Annotated in this window: 13 protein-coding genes and 1 pseudogene; 9 read left to right on the forward strand and 5 right to left on the reverse strand. The window is 68.8% G+C overall.

Translation table 11 applies throughout. The features are described 5' to 3' along the window. Positions 1-269 precede the first annotated feature (269 nt). Complete coding sequence (locus tag G4D83_RS08290; RefSeq protein ID WP_163864136.1) at positions 270-1,160, reverse strand: hypothetical protein; 891 nt, start codon at positions 1,158-1,160, stop codon at positions 270-272. 180 nt (positions 1,161-1,340) lie between these two features. Here G4D83_RS08290 and G4D83_RS08295 point away from each other — a divergent pair, with 180 nt between their 5' ends. Next, positions 1,341-3,842, forward strand: coding sequence for a TonB-dependent receptor (locus tag G4D83_RS08295; protein ID WP_163864137.1), 2,502 nt, complete (start codon positions 1,341-1,343; stop codon positions 3,840-3,842). Between the two features lie 200 nt (positions 3,843-4,042). Further along, the gene (locus tag G4D83_RS45955; protein WP_240356211.1) at positions 4,043-5,125 is read left to right on the forward strand and encodes a hypothetical protein; all 1,083 of its coding nucleotides are present in this window, start codon (positions 4,043-4,045) and stop codon (positions 5,123-5,125) included. 4 nt (positions 5,126-5,129) lie between these two features. Here G4D83_RS45955 and G4D83_RS08305 read toward each other — a convergent pair whose 3' ends face one another. From G4D83_RS08305 to G4D83_RS08315, 3 genes are read right to left on the reverse strand one after another with little or no spacing between them, the layout of a single operon-like run. Continuing rightward, a complete protein-coding gene (locus G4D83_RS08305; protein ID WP_163864138.1) occupies positions 5,130-5,426 on the reverse strand; it encodes a cyclic-phosphate processing receiver domain-containing protein in 297 nt (98 codons plus the stop codon). Positions 5,427-5,451: 25 nt separating this feature from the next. After that, the gene (locus G4D83_RS08310) at positions 5,452-5,682 is read right to left on the reverse strand and encodes a hypothetical protein (protein WP_163864139.1); all 231 of its coding nucleotides are present in this window, start codon (positions 5,680-5,682) and stop codon (positions 5,452-5,454) included. A 33-nt stretch (positions 5,683-5,715) separates the two neighbouring features. Further along, positions 5,716-6,561 carry a 2-oxo acid dehydrogenase subunit E2 gene (locus G4D83_RS08315; protein ID WP_163864140.1) on the reverse strand — a complete coding sequence of 282 codons (846 nt, stop codon included), beginning with the start codon at positions 6,559-6,561 and terminating at the stop codon, positions 5,716-5,718. A 113-nt stretch (positions 6,562-6,674) separates the two neighbouring features. Between G4D83_RS08315 and G4D83_RS08320 the strand changes: the two genes are divergently transcribed. From G4D83_RS08320 to G4D83_RS45965, 3 genes are all read left to right on the forward strand, one after another. Then, positions 6,675-7,613 (forward strand): DUF1684 domain-containing protein, encoded by a 939-nt coding sequence (locus tag G4D83_RS08320; protein WP_163864141.1) that lies wholly within the window; start codon positions 6,675-6,677, stop codon positions 7,611-7,613. A gap of 191 nt (positions 7,614-7,804) precedes the next feature. Next, positions 7,805-8,125 carry a hypothetical protein gene (locus G4D83_RS45960; protein ID WP_240356212.1) on the forward strand — a complete coding sequence of 107 codons (321 nt, stop codon included), beginning with the start codon at positions 7,805-7,807 and terminating at the stop codon, positions 8,123-8,125. Positions 8,126-8,172: 47 nt separating this feature from the next. Then, positions 8,173-8,391, forward strand: a complete 219-nt coding sequence (locus tag G4D83_RS45965) for a hypothetical protein (RefSeq protein WP_240356213.1) — start codon at positions 8,173-8,175, stop codon at positions 8,389-8,391. Between the two features lie 69 nt (positions 8,392-8,460). On the opposite strand, the gene G4D83_RS08330 is transcribed toward G4D83_RS45965, so the two are convergent. Continuing rightward, a complete protein-coding gene (locus G4D83_RS08330) occupies positions 8,461-9,042 on the reverse strand; it encodes a type 1 glutamine amidotransferase domain-containing protein (RefSeq protein ID WP_163864142.1) in 582 nt (193 codons plus the stop codon). Positions 9,043-9,247: 205 nt separating this feature from the next. Here G4D83_RS08330 and G4D83_RS08335 point away from each other — a divergent pair, with 205 nt between their 5' ends. The 4 genes and pseudogenes from G4D83_RS08335 to G4D83_RS08350 form a co-directional block, all read left to right on the forward strand. Continuing rightward, the gene (locus tag G4D83_RS08335; protein WP_163864143.1) at positions 9,248-10,414 is read left to right on the forward strand and encodes a PQQ-dependent sugar dehydrogenase; all 1,167 of its coding nucleotides are present in this window, start codon (positions 9,248-9,250) and stop codon (positions 10,412-10,414) included. A gap of 76 nt (positions 10,415-10,490) precedes the next feature. Then, positions 10,491-12,086 (forward strand): cation:proton antiporter, encoded by a 1,596-nt coding sequence (locus G4D83_RS08340; RefSeq protein WP_240356214.1) that lies wholly within the window; start codon positions 10,491-10,493, stop codon positions 12,084-12,086. Then, positions 12,083-13,213, forward strand: a complete 1,131-nt coding sequence (locus tag G4D83_RS08345) for an NAD-binding protein (RefSeq protein ID WP_163864144.1) — start codon at positions 12,083-12,085, stop codon at positions 13,211-13,213. Before G4D83_RS08340 ends, G4D83_RS08345 begins: the two co-directional genes overlap by 4 nt. A gap of 184 nt (positions 13,214-13,397) precedes the next feature. Then, positions 13,398-13,682 (forward strand): annotated as a pseudogene (locus G4D83_RS08350) (AHH domain-containing protein); the annotation flags it as partial. Positions 13,683-13,690: the final 8 nt, after the last annotated feature.

The raw sequence follows: 13,690 nt of genomic DNA on the forward strand, positions 1-13,690 counted from the left end.
CGAGGCTTGCGCGTCGAGGCGCGCTTCTTGCCGTTGGTGGAGCTGGGAACCTTGGTGTCGTCCACGAGGAGAACCCTTCTGATCGGGATGAACGCCGTGAGCTGTGTTTCACGACGGACGGGCCGGGGCTCGAATCTCCTGTGAGTTCGCGGGCTTGTCGATTCAAAGCCCACCCTGGCGGGGCAATTTGTCGGCTACTGGACTTCACGGAAGGACATTCCGGACGCCCCGTGTGGAAACCACGGGACCCGGAGCCTTTGTGCAACATGTCAGGGCGGCGGCGCCGTGCAGGGAAAACCGTCACAGCCCTGCACATAGAGCGGCCGACCGGAGAGTCGGCGAGCAGGGGCCAGACTCCGAGAGGCCGGCGCCTTCTCCTGAACGCCCGTGCGGACGTCGACCGTGAAGGACGGCGCCCCGGACGGTGCACAGCCGATCAACAACCGCTCGGGTGCGTCCAGCCACCACACAGTCTCCACGGCGCAGGGAGAAGTCAGTTCGACGGGGGTGAGGGTGCGAGCGTCGAAGACCCGGAGCACGCCCTCGGAGAGCACGGCGGCCAGGATGCCGCCCGCGCCCACGGAGAGCCGGCTTGCGCCCCCGGAGACGACTGTCTGCGCGAGCACCGTGCCGCCGGGGGACACGGAGACGAGCTGTCCGGAGTCATCCAGCGCCAGCATGCCGTGGGAGTGGCCGGCGAGGGCCACGGGCGCGAAGTCGCCCATGGGGCGAAGGGCCGCGCCGTCCTCGCGCAACAGGCGGCCTCCGACGGAGAGCCACAGTCGGTTGTCGCCGTCGAAGGCGAGCGCGAGGGTGCCGGTGAGGTCCCTGCGGATGACGGAGTCACCGGGGCCGCAGACGGCGACGGAGTGGGGGCCGTAGACGGCGGCGCGCGAGGCATCCGGGGAGACGGCCCAGCCGAGCCGGCCTTCCGGGTGGGCCTTGGAGAGACAGTGGTTGAGGGCGCCGAAGTTCGGGTCCGTCGTCGGAGAGGACACGAGGTACGGCAGGCTGGTGCTGGCGACGTAGAGCAGGAGGCCCAGCGAGACGGCGGTGGCGAGGGTGAGGGGCCAGGGCCGGAGGCTGCGCGCGCGGGTGTTCCTGGCGGACGCGCGTGCGCCCTTCCTTCCCGTGGTCACCGCGCTCTCGCGTCCACTCAAGGTGAGTCCTCGTGACAGTGCTGCCCCGGCCCTCGCCCCACACGCATAGCGCCTGGCCCGCTTCCGAGCCACCCACCCCGAGGGTGTTCGCAGCACAGCACGGAATCATCACGGGTGCCTGCCTGCTTCGTGAGGGAATCATGACGAAAGACGCTCGGGCCCCGTGGAAGGTTCTGGGGGATGCGGAACCTGACCGTGTTTCACGTCGCGAGGCTGCTCGGAGTCCTCGTGGGGACGTGCCAGGCGCCCATGGCCTGGGCGGAGCCCACGGGCACCATCTTCGGCACGGTGATTGATGCCCAGAGTCGGCAGCCCGTCGGGGATGTCGTGGTGATCGCTACCGCGTCCGAGCTTCGGGGTGAGTTCACTGTCGTCACGGAACTGGATGGTACCTACCGGTTCGAGCCTCTTTCCCCGGGCGTGTACGAGCTGCGCTTCGAGAAGGAACAGTTCCTCCCGTTGACGAGGGACTCCGTCCGCCTGCGAGAAGCGCGTGCCTTGCGCGTGAATGTCGAACTCCTCCCCGCGCCCTTGGGTGAGATGCTTGAGTTCCGTTGCGGCAAGCTCCCCTCCGTGGACTACGAAAGTACGGGGGTCTCCGAGCCCTTCGACCATCTCAGCATCGACCTTCTCCCCATCGCACGGCCCATCCCGGGCAGCGCGATGCGATCAATCGACAGGCTTCAGTCCTTGCGTTCGGAAGCAGTCGACACGGACCAGGGGCTCACGCTCCTCGGCGCGAGTCCCTCGGAGAACGGATATGTGCTGGACGGCCTCTCCACCCAGGACGGCGTGTTCGGGCGCAATGCCGTACCCCTGAGTCTGGAGCTGCTTGAGTACAACTGGGGCGAGTTGCGGTTCCGTGGACGCCTTCCCCAATACGGCCGAGCCACGGGAGCCATCATCGATGCGGGGGATAGCAAATCCGGTGGCAACGAGTTCCACGGGTCCGTCTTCGCCCACTGGGCCACCGGCTTGCTCGACGGGAGTCGGGCGCTCCAAGACGACGGCCCCCATGAGACGCTCGAAAACATGGGGGAGCTGGGTGCGGTCCTCTCTGGCCCCATCCTGAAGGACCAGCTCTGGTTCTCCCTTGGGTTGATTCCCTCGGTTCAGCGAGCAGAGAGCACTCGCTCAGGGGCAGCCATCTCCGAAGAAGACTCCCTCACCATCCACTCGGACCAACGAGAGGTCCAGGCCTTGGGCCGCCTGACCTATCTGTTCAACTCGGACCACTACACGACGCTGACGTTCATCACGATGCCCGCCACCCAGCGATTGCATGAGGGAACGGCTGCTTTCGCACCGCGCACGCTGGAGCGAGACACCGTGCTGATCGGACTCGGGCACAGCGGGGCGTTGTTCGACAAGGCGCTGTTGCTCGATATCGATGCGCGCTGGCTTCGACAACACTTCTCCCAGCGCCCCACTCCCTCGGGGGACACGGAAACGACCACGGAGGGCCTCGCCTGCGGCTCCACGCTATTGGCGCTCTACACCCGGTGTGGAGGCGAGGAGCACGAGACGAATCAATTCCAGGTTCGCGGGTGGGCCCACCATCTGAAATATGGCGCCCTGGGAATCCCCGCGTTGCAGCACAAGCTCAAGGTGGGGCTCGATGCGGAGTGGCTGGTCCACGATGCGGAGCAGAGAGTCCCCAGCGCGCGCCGCCTGACCCCGCGTGGCCTCCAGACAGTCCCCCCGAGCATCGCGACCCGGACGCACCGCGACGTAGTGGGAGGCTTCGTCCAGGACTCCTGGACGTACTCCTACATCCTGACCGTCGACATCGGACTTCGTTACGACATGCAGCGGCTCGTACCCTCACATGGGGAGGTACGTACCGTCAGCCACGCGCTCTCGCCTCGATTGGGCGTGGTGGTGGACCCCTTCGGGCGTGGCGAGATGCGCCTCTTCGCGCACTACGGCAAGTATCGCGGGCTCGTGTTGCTCGGACTGCTCCTTCCCGATGCATCGGGTGAACAGGTTCGAGAGGTGGAGGTGGACCCCAGTCTGTCACCCGCGTCGACCAGCGAGGCCACGCTCGGTGCCGCCATGAAGGTGCTGAGCGAAACGGTCCTGAGCGTGACCTATGCCCGCAGGGAGCTGGATACGAGACTTGGGCTCGTGGGCAACCCCGGCGGAGATGCATGGCGGCTCGTCAATCCCGGGAAGGGGTTGGGCGCTGACCTGCCCAGGCTGGAGCAGACGCATGACGCGGTGACGTTGGAGCTGGTACGAACGACCGCTAGCGAGTGGATGGGGCAAGCCAGCTACACGTGGTCGCGCTTTGGCGGCGGTCCTGAGGACCCGCTGAACCACATGCTGCGAGGAACGTCCGCCGTGGCACGACGCACCCACGTCCTCAAGGCCTTCGGGGGAAGATGGCAGAGGCTGACTCCGAACATGTGGGCGCAACTGGGGCTGGCCTATGTCGCCGCATCGGGAACGCTCGAGGCAGGACAGCGGGCGTCCACGCCGTGGGTGCATGTCGTCGATGCGCGGCTTGGGGTGGGCTATCAATTCGGCCGTGGCGAGGCGGTGTCCTTCGACCTTGATGTCTTCAATCTCTTCAACATCCAGGCGGCGACCCGGATGACACCGAGCAGTGAAGGTCCCACCGTGGCCCTGGAGCATCAGCCTCCGCGACAGATGCGGCTCGGCGCGCGGTACAGCTTCTGACTCACCCGATGCACAGCTTTCTCCATCAACGCCCGGCCGAGTCCTCGGCGCTCACCGTCCAACCAACTCCCTCCCTGCTCGCAGGTACGCAGTACGAACAAGCAGCACGGATGAGAAACGCGAGCATGCGAGCTTCCGCGAGGCTCGCTTGTCGCCAGGGCCCTCAGCCTCAACCTTGAGCACGAGGAAAGGACCCCACCATGCGACGAGCGCTCTTCTCAGCGGCACTGACGTTCAGCTTCTTGATGACTCCCGTTGCCCTCGCGCAGACAGCGGGCAGTGGTTCGAGCGGTGGGACGTCCGCCCAAGGGACGGCCCCGCTGCCCGAGAATCAGCAAGGCAGAGGTGTCTCGGGCGATGCCGACATGCGGCCCCCGGGCACGTATGAGGCAGGGGACTACTCGCCCGTCCCACAGGGCGACACGGGCGCCGAAGACAATCTCGGGACGCCGAACACGGATTACTCGGGCACCGGCGGCTCCGGCGCCGATCCACGCTACACCCCACCCGCGGCCGGAACCTCGTTCGTGCCCGACAGCTCGGACATCAGCGGCACACCGGGCACCGGCGGCTCTGGCTCAAACGACACGAGCACGACGCAGACTCCCGCCACGGACAACAGCTCCGACGTCAGCGGCACTCAGGGCACCGGTGGCTCCGGCAACACGAACAACACTCCCACCCAGAACCAGGGCTCGGGCAGCAACGTCCCCAGCGGCAGGGCGCCCTCCACGCCGCAGGGCACCGAACCCACCGACTCGGCAGGTGACGCGCATGGTGGCAGCGCGGAGGCAGCCTCCTCGGGAAAGGACCTGAGTCCTCGGCAACTGACTCGTGAAGTCGCGATGCTTCGCTCCGATGTCCTGCGACTCCAGCGACAGGTCAACGCCTTGCGCGGCGGACATCCGGATCAGCAAGCAGAGGGCACGGGCGGCTCAGGCCAGGCTGCCTCGGGCCAGAGCGCATCCTCGGCGCCCGCAAGGGACACGGGGGCGAACCCCGAGAAGACCGTGGTCGCCACCGTCGTCATGAGCGGGCAGGTGGCCTCGACCTCCAAGGGACGCGTCGTGGTCCGAGACTCGGAGACCGGTGACCTCTACAACCTGCGCGTGGGACAGAACACCCAGGTGGTCCGCGACGGCCAGCGCATCTCCCTCGACAGCCTGCCCCAGGGCACCGCCGTCCAGGCCGCGTTCAGCCTCATCGCCGACGGCAGCACCGACGCGACCCGAATCCAGGTCGCTCCGAGCCCGAGCCCACGCCCCAGTCCGCGCCCGCGCTGAGCCGTCATCGCTCTCGCGCGAACCGTTCGATTCGCTCCATCGCCAGCTCCATCTTGTGGCGCGCGGAGCTGTTCGCCGAGTGCACCCGGACTCGAGGAGGAACGAAGCCTCGCGTGGCCACCGCCTCCTCGAGCCACAGCAGCACGTCGTAGCCCGTGCCGTGCTCATCGTCCCCGAGGTCATGGTCCAGGCTGAGCTCGACGACCTGCCCACCTTCGAGCAACGCGATGGCCTCCTCCGGCCACCGCACCGCCACCCAGCCCTCCGGCGTGGGGCGCTCGTCGTCCAGATAGACCTTCATCGACGTGCCCGCTCCACCGTGGACCTCAGCGCTCCTCGTCCTTCGACTTGCTCTCCGTGAGCTTTCGCATCTTCGCCGCGAAGGGGCTCTCCCCTTCCGCGCGATCGGGCCCGCCCGCCAGTCGCTGGCGCCGAGTCATCGCCAGTGGACCTTCCGCTGGCCCCTCGAGCGCTTCCTTCTCGTAGCGGTCCTGCCCTCCGAGCGCGCGCCCCACGGGACGGGCAGAGGCAACGCGACGATTGGTATCCACGGGCATGACGGGACCTCCAGCGGTGGCGACGCTCCCGTTCTACCCCACCCGCCCGCTGCTCGCAGCCCCCCACGTCTCCTCCGGGGCCTCCAGCGCCGCGCCCACGTGCAGCAGCACCTTCGCCACCACCTCCACGTCGAGCGCCCGCGCATCCCACGTGCACGTCAGCGTCATCATCCGCCCGGGCACCAGTTCGCCCGCCTCCACCACCGGCACGGCCCGCACCGCACCCGGCGCGAGAATCAACGGCACCCGCGTGTACGGCACCGTCGCCACGAAGCCTCGCTCCAACCCGAGCGAGCCCAGGCTCGTCACCACCACCGAACCGAACGGGTCCCTGGGCATCCCCACCCAGCGCAGGTCGATGTTCAAGGTGAACCAGACGAAGGACAGAAGCCGCAGCGCCAGCCCCATGAACATCCCGGGGATGCGATACGAACGCCGCTTGCCCCGCTCGATGACCGCGTCCTTGCGCGAGCGCACCTGGGCCACGACGGCCTCCATCGCCCGAGCGAACTCGCCCAGGGACAACGTGTCCGCGCGAGGCACCGTGGCCGTCGTCAGGTCCGCCCGGCCCGATTCCTCGGGCTGCACCACGAGCACGCACACGCCCACGTCCACGCGCAGCGCGGGCACGCCCCAGCGCAGGAGCACGTTGGCCTCGGGATGCAGGCGCAGCGCATCCGCGGAGGCCTTGGCCACCAGGTGCGTCACCGTGAGCCGCTGTCCGGTGCGAGCCCGCCACGCCTCCAGGAACGCGACGGCCTTCTCCATGCGCACTTCCAGGGACGCATAGGCGCTCGCGTCACTCGGCGAGCGCCAGGCCCCCATGGCGAGCTTGCGGAAGGCACCCGGCGGAGGTGCCGGCTTCAGGTCGAGTTCCACGGCGGGTGTCCGGCTTCGCACGGAGCCCGGTCGCCTGCAACCCTGCGCCGCGCACCCCACCCTGTTAGACAGGGGGCCACCGCTGGAAGCCCCCTCTCACCGAGGCACCCGACATGACGCCCCTTGCCCTGGCCCTGTCCCTCGCCCTCCAGGCCGCGCCGGCCCCGCAGAAGGCCCCGCCCCCGAAACCCGCTGCCCCCGCCAAGACCGTGTCCACTCCCACGACGCCCGAAGACCTCACCGCCTCCACTCGCGCCTGGCATGAGCAGCGCCTCCAGCGACTCCAGTCCGAGGAGGGCTGGTTGACGCTCGTCGGCCTCTTCTGGCTCAAGGAAGGCGAGCAGACCGCCGGCTCCGCGCCCGAGAGTGAGTTGGACTTCCCGGCCGGTACGCCCGCGAAGCTCGGCACCTTCACGCGCAAGGGCAACACCGTCAGCTTCCAGCCCGCGCCGGGCGTGCAGTTCACGCGCAACAACAACGAGCCCTTCACCGGGGGCGAGCTGAAGACGGACGAGAAGGGCTCGCCGGATGTGGTGAAGCTCGGCAGCCTCAACTTCCAGGTCATCCTCCGGGGCGACAAGCTGGGCGTGCGCGTGAAGGACTCGCAGGCGCAGGCGCGCAAGGAGTTCCACGGCATCGAGACCTATCCAGCGAGCCCCACGTGGAAGGTCACCGCGCGCTTCGAGCCCTCGGCGACTCCGCGCACACTCCAGGTGCCCAACGTGCTGGGCACCACGGAGGAGATGAAGGCGCCGGGCACGCTCGTCTTCACGGTGGCCGGCAAGGAGTACCGCCTGACGCCGGTGGAGGAGGAGGGCTCCAACCAGCTCTTCATCATCTTCGCGGACGAGACGAACCACGACGCGACGTATGGCGCGGGCCGCTTCCTGTACTCGGACATGCCGAAGGACGGGCAGGTGGTGCTCGACTTCAACCGCTCCTACAACCCGCCCTGCGCGTTCACGCGCTTCGCCACCTGCCCGCTGCCGCCCCGAGGCAACCGCCTGGCCGTCCGCGTGGAAGCCGGCGAGAAGCGCTACGGCGACCACTGACGGTAACTGTTCATCCCGCTGTGCCCACCGGGCCGACTCCGCTCTCACGCGGGGCGGCCCGTTTCATTTTCCCCAATGAGTCCGGGCAGATGCATGGACCCTCTCCCCCGGCCATACTTCCGAATCAGTTCACGAATCGAATCAGGAATCTGTTCATGGATTGAATCAGGAGGCAGGGCGGACCCCACTTCATGGCCACGGTGGAACAGCTCCTCGCGACCCTCGGCCGTCGAGATGTGACCCGAGCGAGCGAGCTCGCGACACAGCTCAAGGTCTCGCGCCCCTCGGTGACGCGCCTCTTGCTGGCGGCGGGTGACCGCGTGTGTCGCATGGGCGAGGGCCCCGCGACCCGCTACGCGCGGACCCGAGAGCTTCCCTCGCTCGGCACACGGCTGAACGTCCACCGCATCGATGATGCAGGCGCGGTCCACCGGTACGGCGTGCTCCGCCTCCTCGCGGGCGGTCGACACTGGCTCGAATACATGGTGGGCGCGCCCGAACTCTCTTTGTAGAAGGGCCAAAGCGGTTCCGACTCGCGCCGGTCTACGACATGCTGCCCATGGTGTTCGCTCCCGTGGGAACGAACCTCGTCGAGCGGACCTTCACGCCACGCCCTCCCACCGCGAGCACCGTGGACGTCTGGTCCGACGCCGCACGTCTCGCCCTGACATACTGGGAGAAGCTCACACGCGAGCCCGCACTCAGCGCACCCTTCCGGGAGCACTGCGGACAATGCGCGGCCACCCTCCTGGCCTTCGTGAACCAGCAGCCCGTCTGAGGACGTGCCGCCCCCGAAACAACAGGCCACGAGCCGACACACCTCGTCCGCTCGTGGCCTGTGACTCAGTCAGTGCACGCTGGACGGCTGCTCTGAAGCGACCTCACGCCCACGCGACGGCTCCATGCGAGGGGCGATGCCCTGGTCCACCTGCCGCAGCAGCGCGGCGCTGAAGGCCGGCAGGTCCCCCGGGTTGCGCGAGGTGATGAGGTTGCCGTCCTCCACCACCTCGCGGTCCACCCAGCGCGCCCCCGCGTTGATGAGGTCCGTGCGGACGGAGGGCCAGGACGTGACAGTCCTGCCGTCCAGGACGTCCGCCTCCACCAACATCCACGGTGCATGGCATACGGCCGCCAGCGGCTTGTCGGCACGGTAGAAGTCCCGCACGAAGCCCACCATGTCGATGTCCATCCGCAGGTGGTCCGGCGAGTAGCCCCCGGGTATCACCAGCGCATCGAAGTCCCGGGACGACACGTTCCGCACGGCCTTGTCCGGGGTGATGACCTCCTTGCCCTTCTTGCCCTTCACGGGCTTGCCATCCTCCACGCCGATGACGACCGCCTCGTGCCCCGCTTGCTTCACGAGGTCATACGGAATGCGGAACTCAGAATCCTCGAAGTCGTCTGCCAGGATGAACGCGATGCGCGCCATAGGACGTCTCCTTGTTGCGAATGGGCGGGTTGTCCCGTGCGCTGAAGGTGCCCACGCGCCTCCTGACGACAAAGGCGCTCCTCGGGGCTCGGCCCGCCCGCCTGCCCACCCTCCCGACGAGGGACTCCTCCCCGAGCGTCCCCGCCCTCACGTCCACCGTCCGTCACGCTGGCGCGCTCCCCCATGGGCGGTCATTAATCGCCCCATGCGCGCCTCTCGCCTGCTCGCCTCCGCCGTCGTGGTGCTCGCCGTGTCGGCCTCCGCCTGCCGCAAGAGCCAGTCCCAGGGCACCGCCTCCCCCCAGGACTGCGTGCGCGTCGCGGACGACTGGGGGCCGGACGGCGCAGTGCCCATCACCGTGGACGTCGTCGCCGAGGGCCTTGAAGTCCCCTGGGGCATCGCCTGGCTGCCCGGTGGCGACGCGCTCGTCACCGAGCGACCCGGCCGCGTGAGGCTGCTCAAGGCAGGCGTCCTCCAGGCCCAGCCCGTCGCCACCGTGCGCATCACCCACGCCGCGGAGGGTGGACTGCTCGGCATCGCCGCCCACCCGGACTTCGCGACGAACCGCTGGTTCTACGTCTACGTCACCACCGACGCGAACGGCCAGGATGAGAACCGCGTGGAGCGGTGGACCCTCTCCGAGGACCACACCACCGCGACGTTCGACCGCGTCGTCTTCGGCGGCATCCCCTCCGCCACCTACCACGACGGCGGACGCCTGCGCTTCGGCCCCGACGGCATGCTCTACGCGGGCACCGGTGACGCCCGGAAGCCGGACCGCTCGCAGGACGCCAATGACCCCGCCGGCAAGCTCCTGCGCCTCACCCCCGAAGGACAAATCCCCCAGGACAACCCCTTCCCCCACTCCCCCGCGTTCCTCACCGGCATCCGAAACCTCCAGGGTTGGGACTGGAAGGATGCCACCACGCTGTACGTCACGGACCACGGCCCGAGCGGCGAGACGATGCGTCGAGGACACGACGAGGTGAGCCTCGCGCGCCCCGGGAGCAACCTGGGCTGGCCCGGCATCTACTCGTGCGAGATTCACGAGGGCTGGGTGACGCCCTCGCTCACGTTCGCGGACGCGATGCCTCCGGGAGGCGCCGCCCTCTACACCGGCACCGCCATCCCCGAGTGGAAGGGCTCGCTGCTGGTGGGGACGTTGGGCTCACGCCACCTGCACCGCGTGGAGTTCGCCTCGGACAACCCGGCCCGCGTCGCCCGCCACGAGGTGTACCTGCGCGACACGTACGGCCGGCTGCGCGAGGTGAGCATGGGTCCGGACGGCCACCTGTACGTCACCACCAGCAACTGCGACGGGCGCGGGGACTGCGGGCCGAAGAAGGACCTCATCCTCCGCGTGAGACGCTAGCCGAGCCCACGGGCGACATGACGGTTCGCGCGAGGGGGTCGTGACCTCGCTCTTCCGTTCTGGAAGACTGCGCGCCGTGCACTTGGAGATGCCTCTCGTCATTGGACTGATGGTGGCGGCCATCGTCCTGGCCATCGCAGCCAAGCGGGCGAACCTGCCCTACAACGTGGCGCTCGTGGTGGGAGGCCTGCTCATCTCGGTGGGCAACCTGCTCCCCGGCGTGCCACCCCTCAACCCGGAGGTGGTGTTCCTCGTCTGCCTGCCGGCGCTGCTGTTCGAGGGAGGCATCACCGCGGACCTCAATGGCATCCGCGCCAATGCCCTGCCCATCCTCATACTGTCCACGCTCGGGATGGTGCTGGCCATTGGCGCCACGGGCACCGCGCTGCACTACCTGGTGGACCTGGCCCTCTGGCCCGCGCTGCTGTTGGGCGCGCTCCTGGCCGTGACGGACACCGTCTCCATCCTCTATGCGTTCCGTCGCGCCCCGGTGCCGCCGCGCTTGTCCGGCATCATCCAGGGCGAGAGCCTCTTCAACGACGGCACGGCGCTGGTGGCCTACGCGGCCATCGCCAGCGTGGTGGCGGGAGCGGCGGCGCCGTCCCTGCCGATGCTGGCCGCGCGGGTGTTGCTCGCGTCGGCGGGTGGCGCGGTGGTGGGGCTCGCGGTGGGCATGCTGGGCGCCTTCGTCATCCGCCGCACCGAGGACCCGCTGGCCGAAATCATGGTGACGACGGCCGTGGCCCTGGCCTCGTTCGTGGTCGCCGAGCAGATTCACCTGTCGGGTGCCATCTCCGCCGTCGTCGCGGGACTGGCCGTCGGTGTCGGGCTGCGCAAGGACGTGTCCCCGCAGAGTCGGGTGGCCATCCACTCCTTCTGGGAGTACGCCACGTTCGGGGTGAACACCTTCCTCTTCCTGGCGGTGGGGCTCACCACCAGGCCGGAGACGCTCAGCGGCTACCTGCCGGAGACGGCCATCGCCGTGGCCTGCGTGCTGGGCGGGCGCGCGGTGGCCATCTACGGGCCCTTCTTGCTGCTGCGGCTCATCCGGCCGGCGGAGGCCGTTCCACCGCGCTGGCAGCACGTGTTCATCGTGGGCAACATCAAGGGCGCGCTCTCCATCGGACTCGCGCTGGGTCTTCCGGAGACGACGCCGGGTCGCGAGAAGCTGGTGGCCATCGCCTTCGGCGTGACGCTGGTGTCGCTGGTGGGTCAGGGGTTGGTGCTCACCCACGCGCTGAAGTGGCTGGGCCTGTTCCAGCAGGACGAGGTGGCGCTGGCCATGTCCGAGCAGCGCGGCCGGCTCATCGCCAGTCGCGCGGCGCACCAGGAACTGGCGTCGCTGCACGAGCAGGGGATGGTGCCTCGGGCCGCGTATGACCACCTGCGCAGCGAGTATCAGGTGAGCATCGCGCGGGCGGAGCGCGAGCTGCGGCGGCTCAATGACCATCATCTCGCGCAGGGGGCACGGGACCTCATCGCCCTGCGACGGCGGCTCATCGACGCGGAGCGCACGGCGTTGCAGGTGGCGCGCAGGAGCGGGCTCATCCCCGAGACGACGGCGGAGCACATGCTGGCGCAGTTGGATGAACGGACGCTGATGTTGGAGAAGGTGTTGCACGGAGCGCACGGCGACGAGCCGGTGGCGGAGCCCGGGAGGAAGGCGTCGTGAAAATCGTCATCGCGGGAGGGGGACGGGTGGGAAGTGTGCTCGCGTCCCGGCTGGTGGCCGAGCAACACAGCGTGACGGTCATCGAGCGGGACTCAAGCATCTGCACGCGCCTCTTCGAGGAGGTGGGCGTGGTGGCGGTGTGCGGGGACGCGACGAGTCCTCAAGTGCTGGAAGCCGCGGGCGTGGCCTCGGCGGACGTGGCGGCGGGCGTGCTGGCGAGGGACCCGGAGAACCTGGCGTTCGCCATGCTGGTGCGCAGCATGTCTCCCGCGCGCATCATGGTGCGCATGCTCGACACGAGCTACCGCGAGGCCTACCGGTTGGCGGGCGTGAAGGAGCTGGTGGCGGAGGCGGAGGTGGTGGTGGCGAAGATGACCACGGCCATCGACTTCCCGCAGGTGGCCGGCTCGTTGCCGCTGGGCGATGGCGACACGGTGCTGTTCGAGCTGGCGTTGCCGTTGCGTGCGCGCGTCGCGGGGCAGACGGTGGCGCAGGTGCGGGCGATGGAGGGCTTCCCGCGCGAGTGCATCTTCATCGGCATGGTGGACCCGCAGGGCCGGGCGGCGCTGCCGGATGGGAGCACGGTGCTGAAGGCGGGGCACACCATCATCCTCGTCGCGCGGCGGGCGCAGCTCGCGGACGCGGTGACGTTCCTCACGGCGGAGCCGGTGGGTACGACGGGCGCGGCGGCGCTGGCGGCGACGTTGCGCAAGGTGGACTTCCTGGCGCCGTTGAATCCGGGGGAGCTGGAGGCGGTGGCGCGCGGCGCGGAGCACCTCCAGCGTCCGGCGGGCACGGAGCTGTTCCGGCAGGGCGACGCGGGAGAGAGCTTCTACGTGGTGCTCGCGGGCGAGGTGCAGCTCAAGGACACGGGGGGACAGGCCGTGGCCACGGTGAAGCCAGGAGGCTTCTTCGGGGAGTTGGCGCTGCTGACGGGCGAGCCGCGCACGGCCACGGCGGTGACTGCCACGGCCTGCGAGCTGGCGGCGGTGGGCCGCGAGGACTTCCGCAGCGTCGTCATGGCCAACCCGGGCGTGGCGCTGGAGATGAGCCGCATCCTCGGAGAGCGCCTGTCGCGCGCACAGGGCGGCAAGCCGCCCAAACGCTGGGGACTGTTCGGCCGGTAACCGCCGAGGCATCGGGCAGGAAATCCACAGGGAACCGGAGAGCATGATGCGCGCGCAATGGGCCCTCTGGCTGGGGCTCCTCCTCGTCGGTGCTGGCTGTTCGACGAGCCGGGTCGTCCGCCTGGATACAGGCTCTGGGACCTCTCTTGTCCACAAGCCTTTCACGGAAGACGACTCCGGCCCCTCCACCGTACGCGGCGGCCCCTGGACGCCACGCTTCAGGAAAATCTTCAGGAAGGCGGGGATGGAGCTGAAGGACTCCGAGAACATCGTCCCCCTCGAGGGACACAAAGGGCCTCATCCCCAGGCGTATCACGAGCGCGTCTTCGACCAATTGAACGGTGCCACCGCGAACTGTCGCAAGGTGGAGGAATGCCGTGAGGCCCTGACACGCGCACTCCAGAAGCTGGCCAAGGAAGTCTCCACCCGAGGCACGGACCTCAACAAGCTCGTGACGCAAGGAAGGTAGCGGTTGGA

It is taken from the genome of Myxococcus eversor, assembly GCF_010894455.1.
Classification (GTDB): Bacteria; Myxococcota; Myxococcia; order Myxococcales; family Myxococcaceae; genus Myxococcus; species Myxococcus eversor.

What these genes read in the sequence shown, in the direction of transcription:
- G4D83_RS45960 (WP_240356212.1), top strand. Translation starts at nt 7,805, where the DNA reads ATGGCCACGGTGGAACAGCTCCTCGCGACCCTCGGCCGTCGAGATGTG.
- G4D83_RS08305 (WP_163864138.1), bottom strand. Translation starts at nt 5,426, where the DNA reads ATGAAGGTCTATCTGGACGACGAGCGCCCCACGCCGGAGGGCTGGGTG.
- G4D83_RS08335 (WP_163864143.1), top strand. Translation starts at nt 9,248, where the DNA reads ATGCGCGCCTCTCGCCTGCTCGCCTCCGCCGTCGTGGTGCTCGCCGTG.
- G4D83_RS08320 (WP_163864141.1), top strand. Translation starts at nt 6,675, where the DNA reads ATGACGCCCCTTGCCCTGGCCCTGTCCCTCGCCCTCCAGGCCGCGCCG.
- G4D83_RS08330 (WP_163864142.1), bottom strand. Translation starts at nt 9,042, where the DNA reads ATGGCGCGCATCGCGTTCATCCTGGCAGACGACTTCGAGGATTCTGAG.
- G4D83_RS45965 (WP_240356213.1), top strand. Translation starts at nt 8,173, where the DNA reads ATGGTGTTCGCTCCCGTGGGAACGAACCTCGTCGAGCGGACCTTCACG.
- G4D83_RS08310 (WP_163864139.1), bottom strand. Translation starts at nt 5,682, where the DNA reads ATGCCCGTGGATACCAATCGTCGCGTTGCCTCTGCCCGTCCCGTGGGG.
- G4D83_RS08295 (WP_163864137.1), top strand. Translation starts at nt 1,341, where the DNA reads ATGCGGAACCTGACCGTGTTTCACGTCGCGAGGCTGCTCGGAGTCCTC.
- G4D83_RS45955 (WP_240356211.1), top strand. Translation starts at nt 4,043, where the DNA reads ATGCGACGAGCGCTCTTCTCAGCGGCACTGACGTTCAGCTTCTTGATG.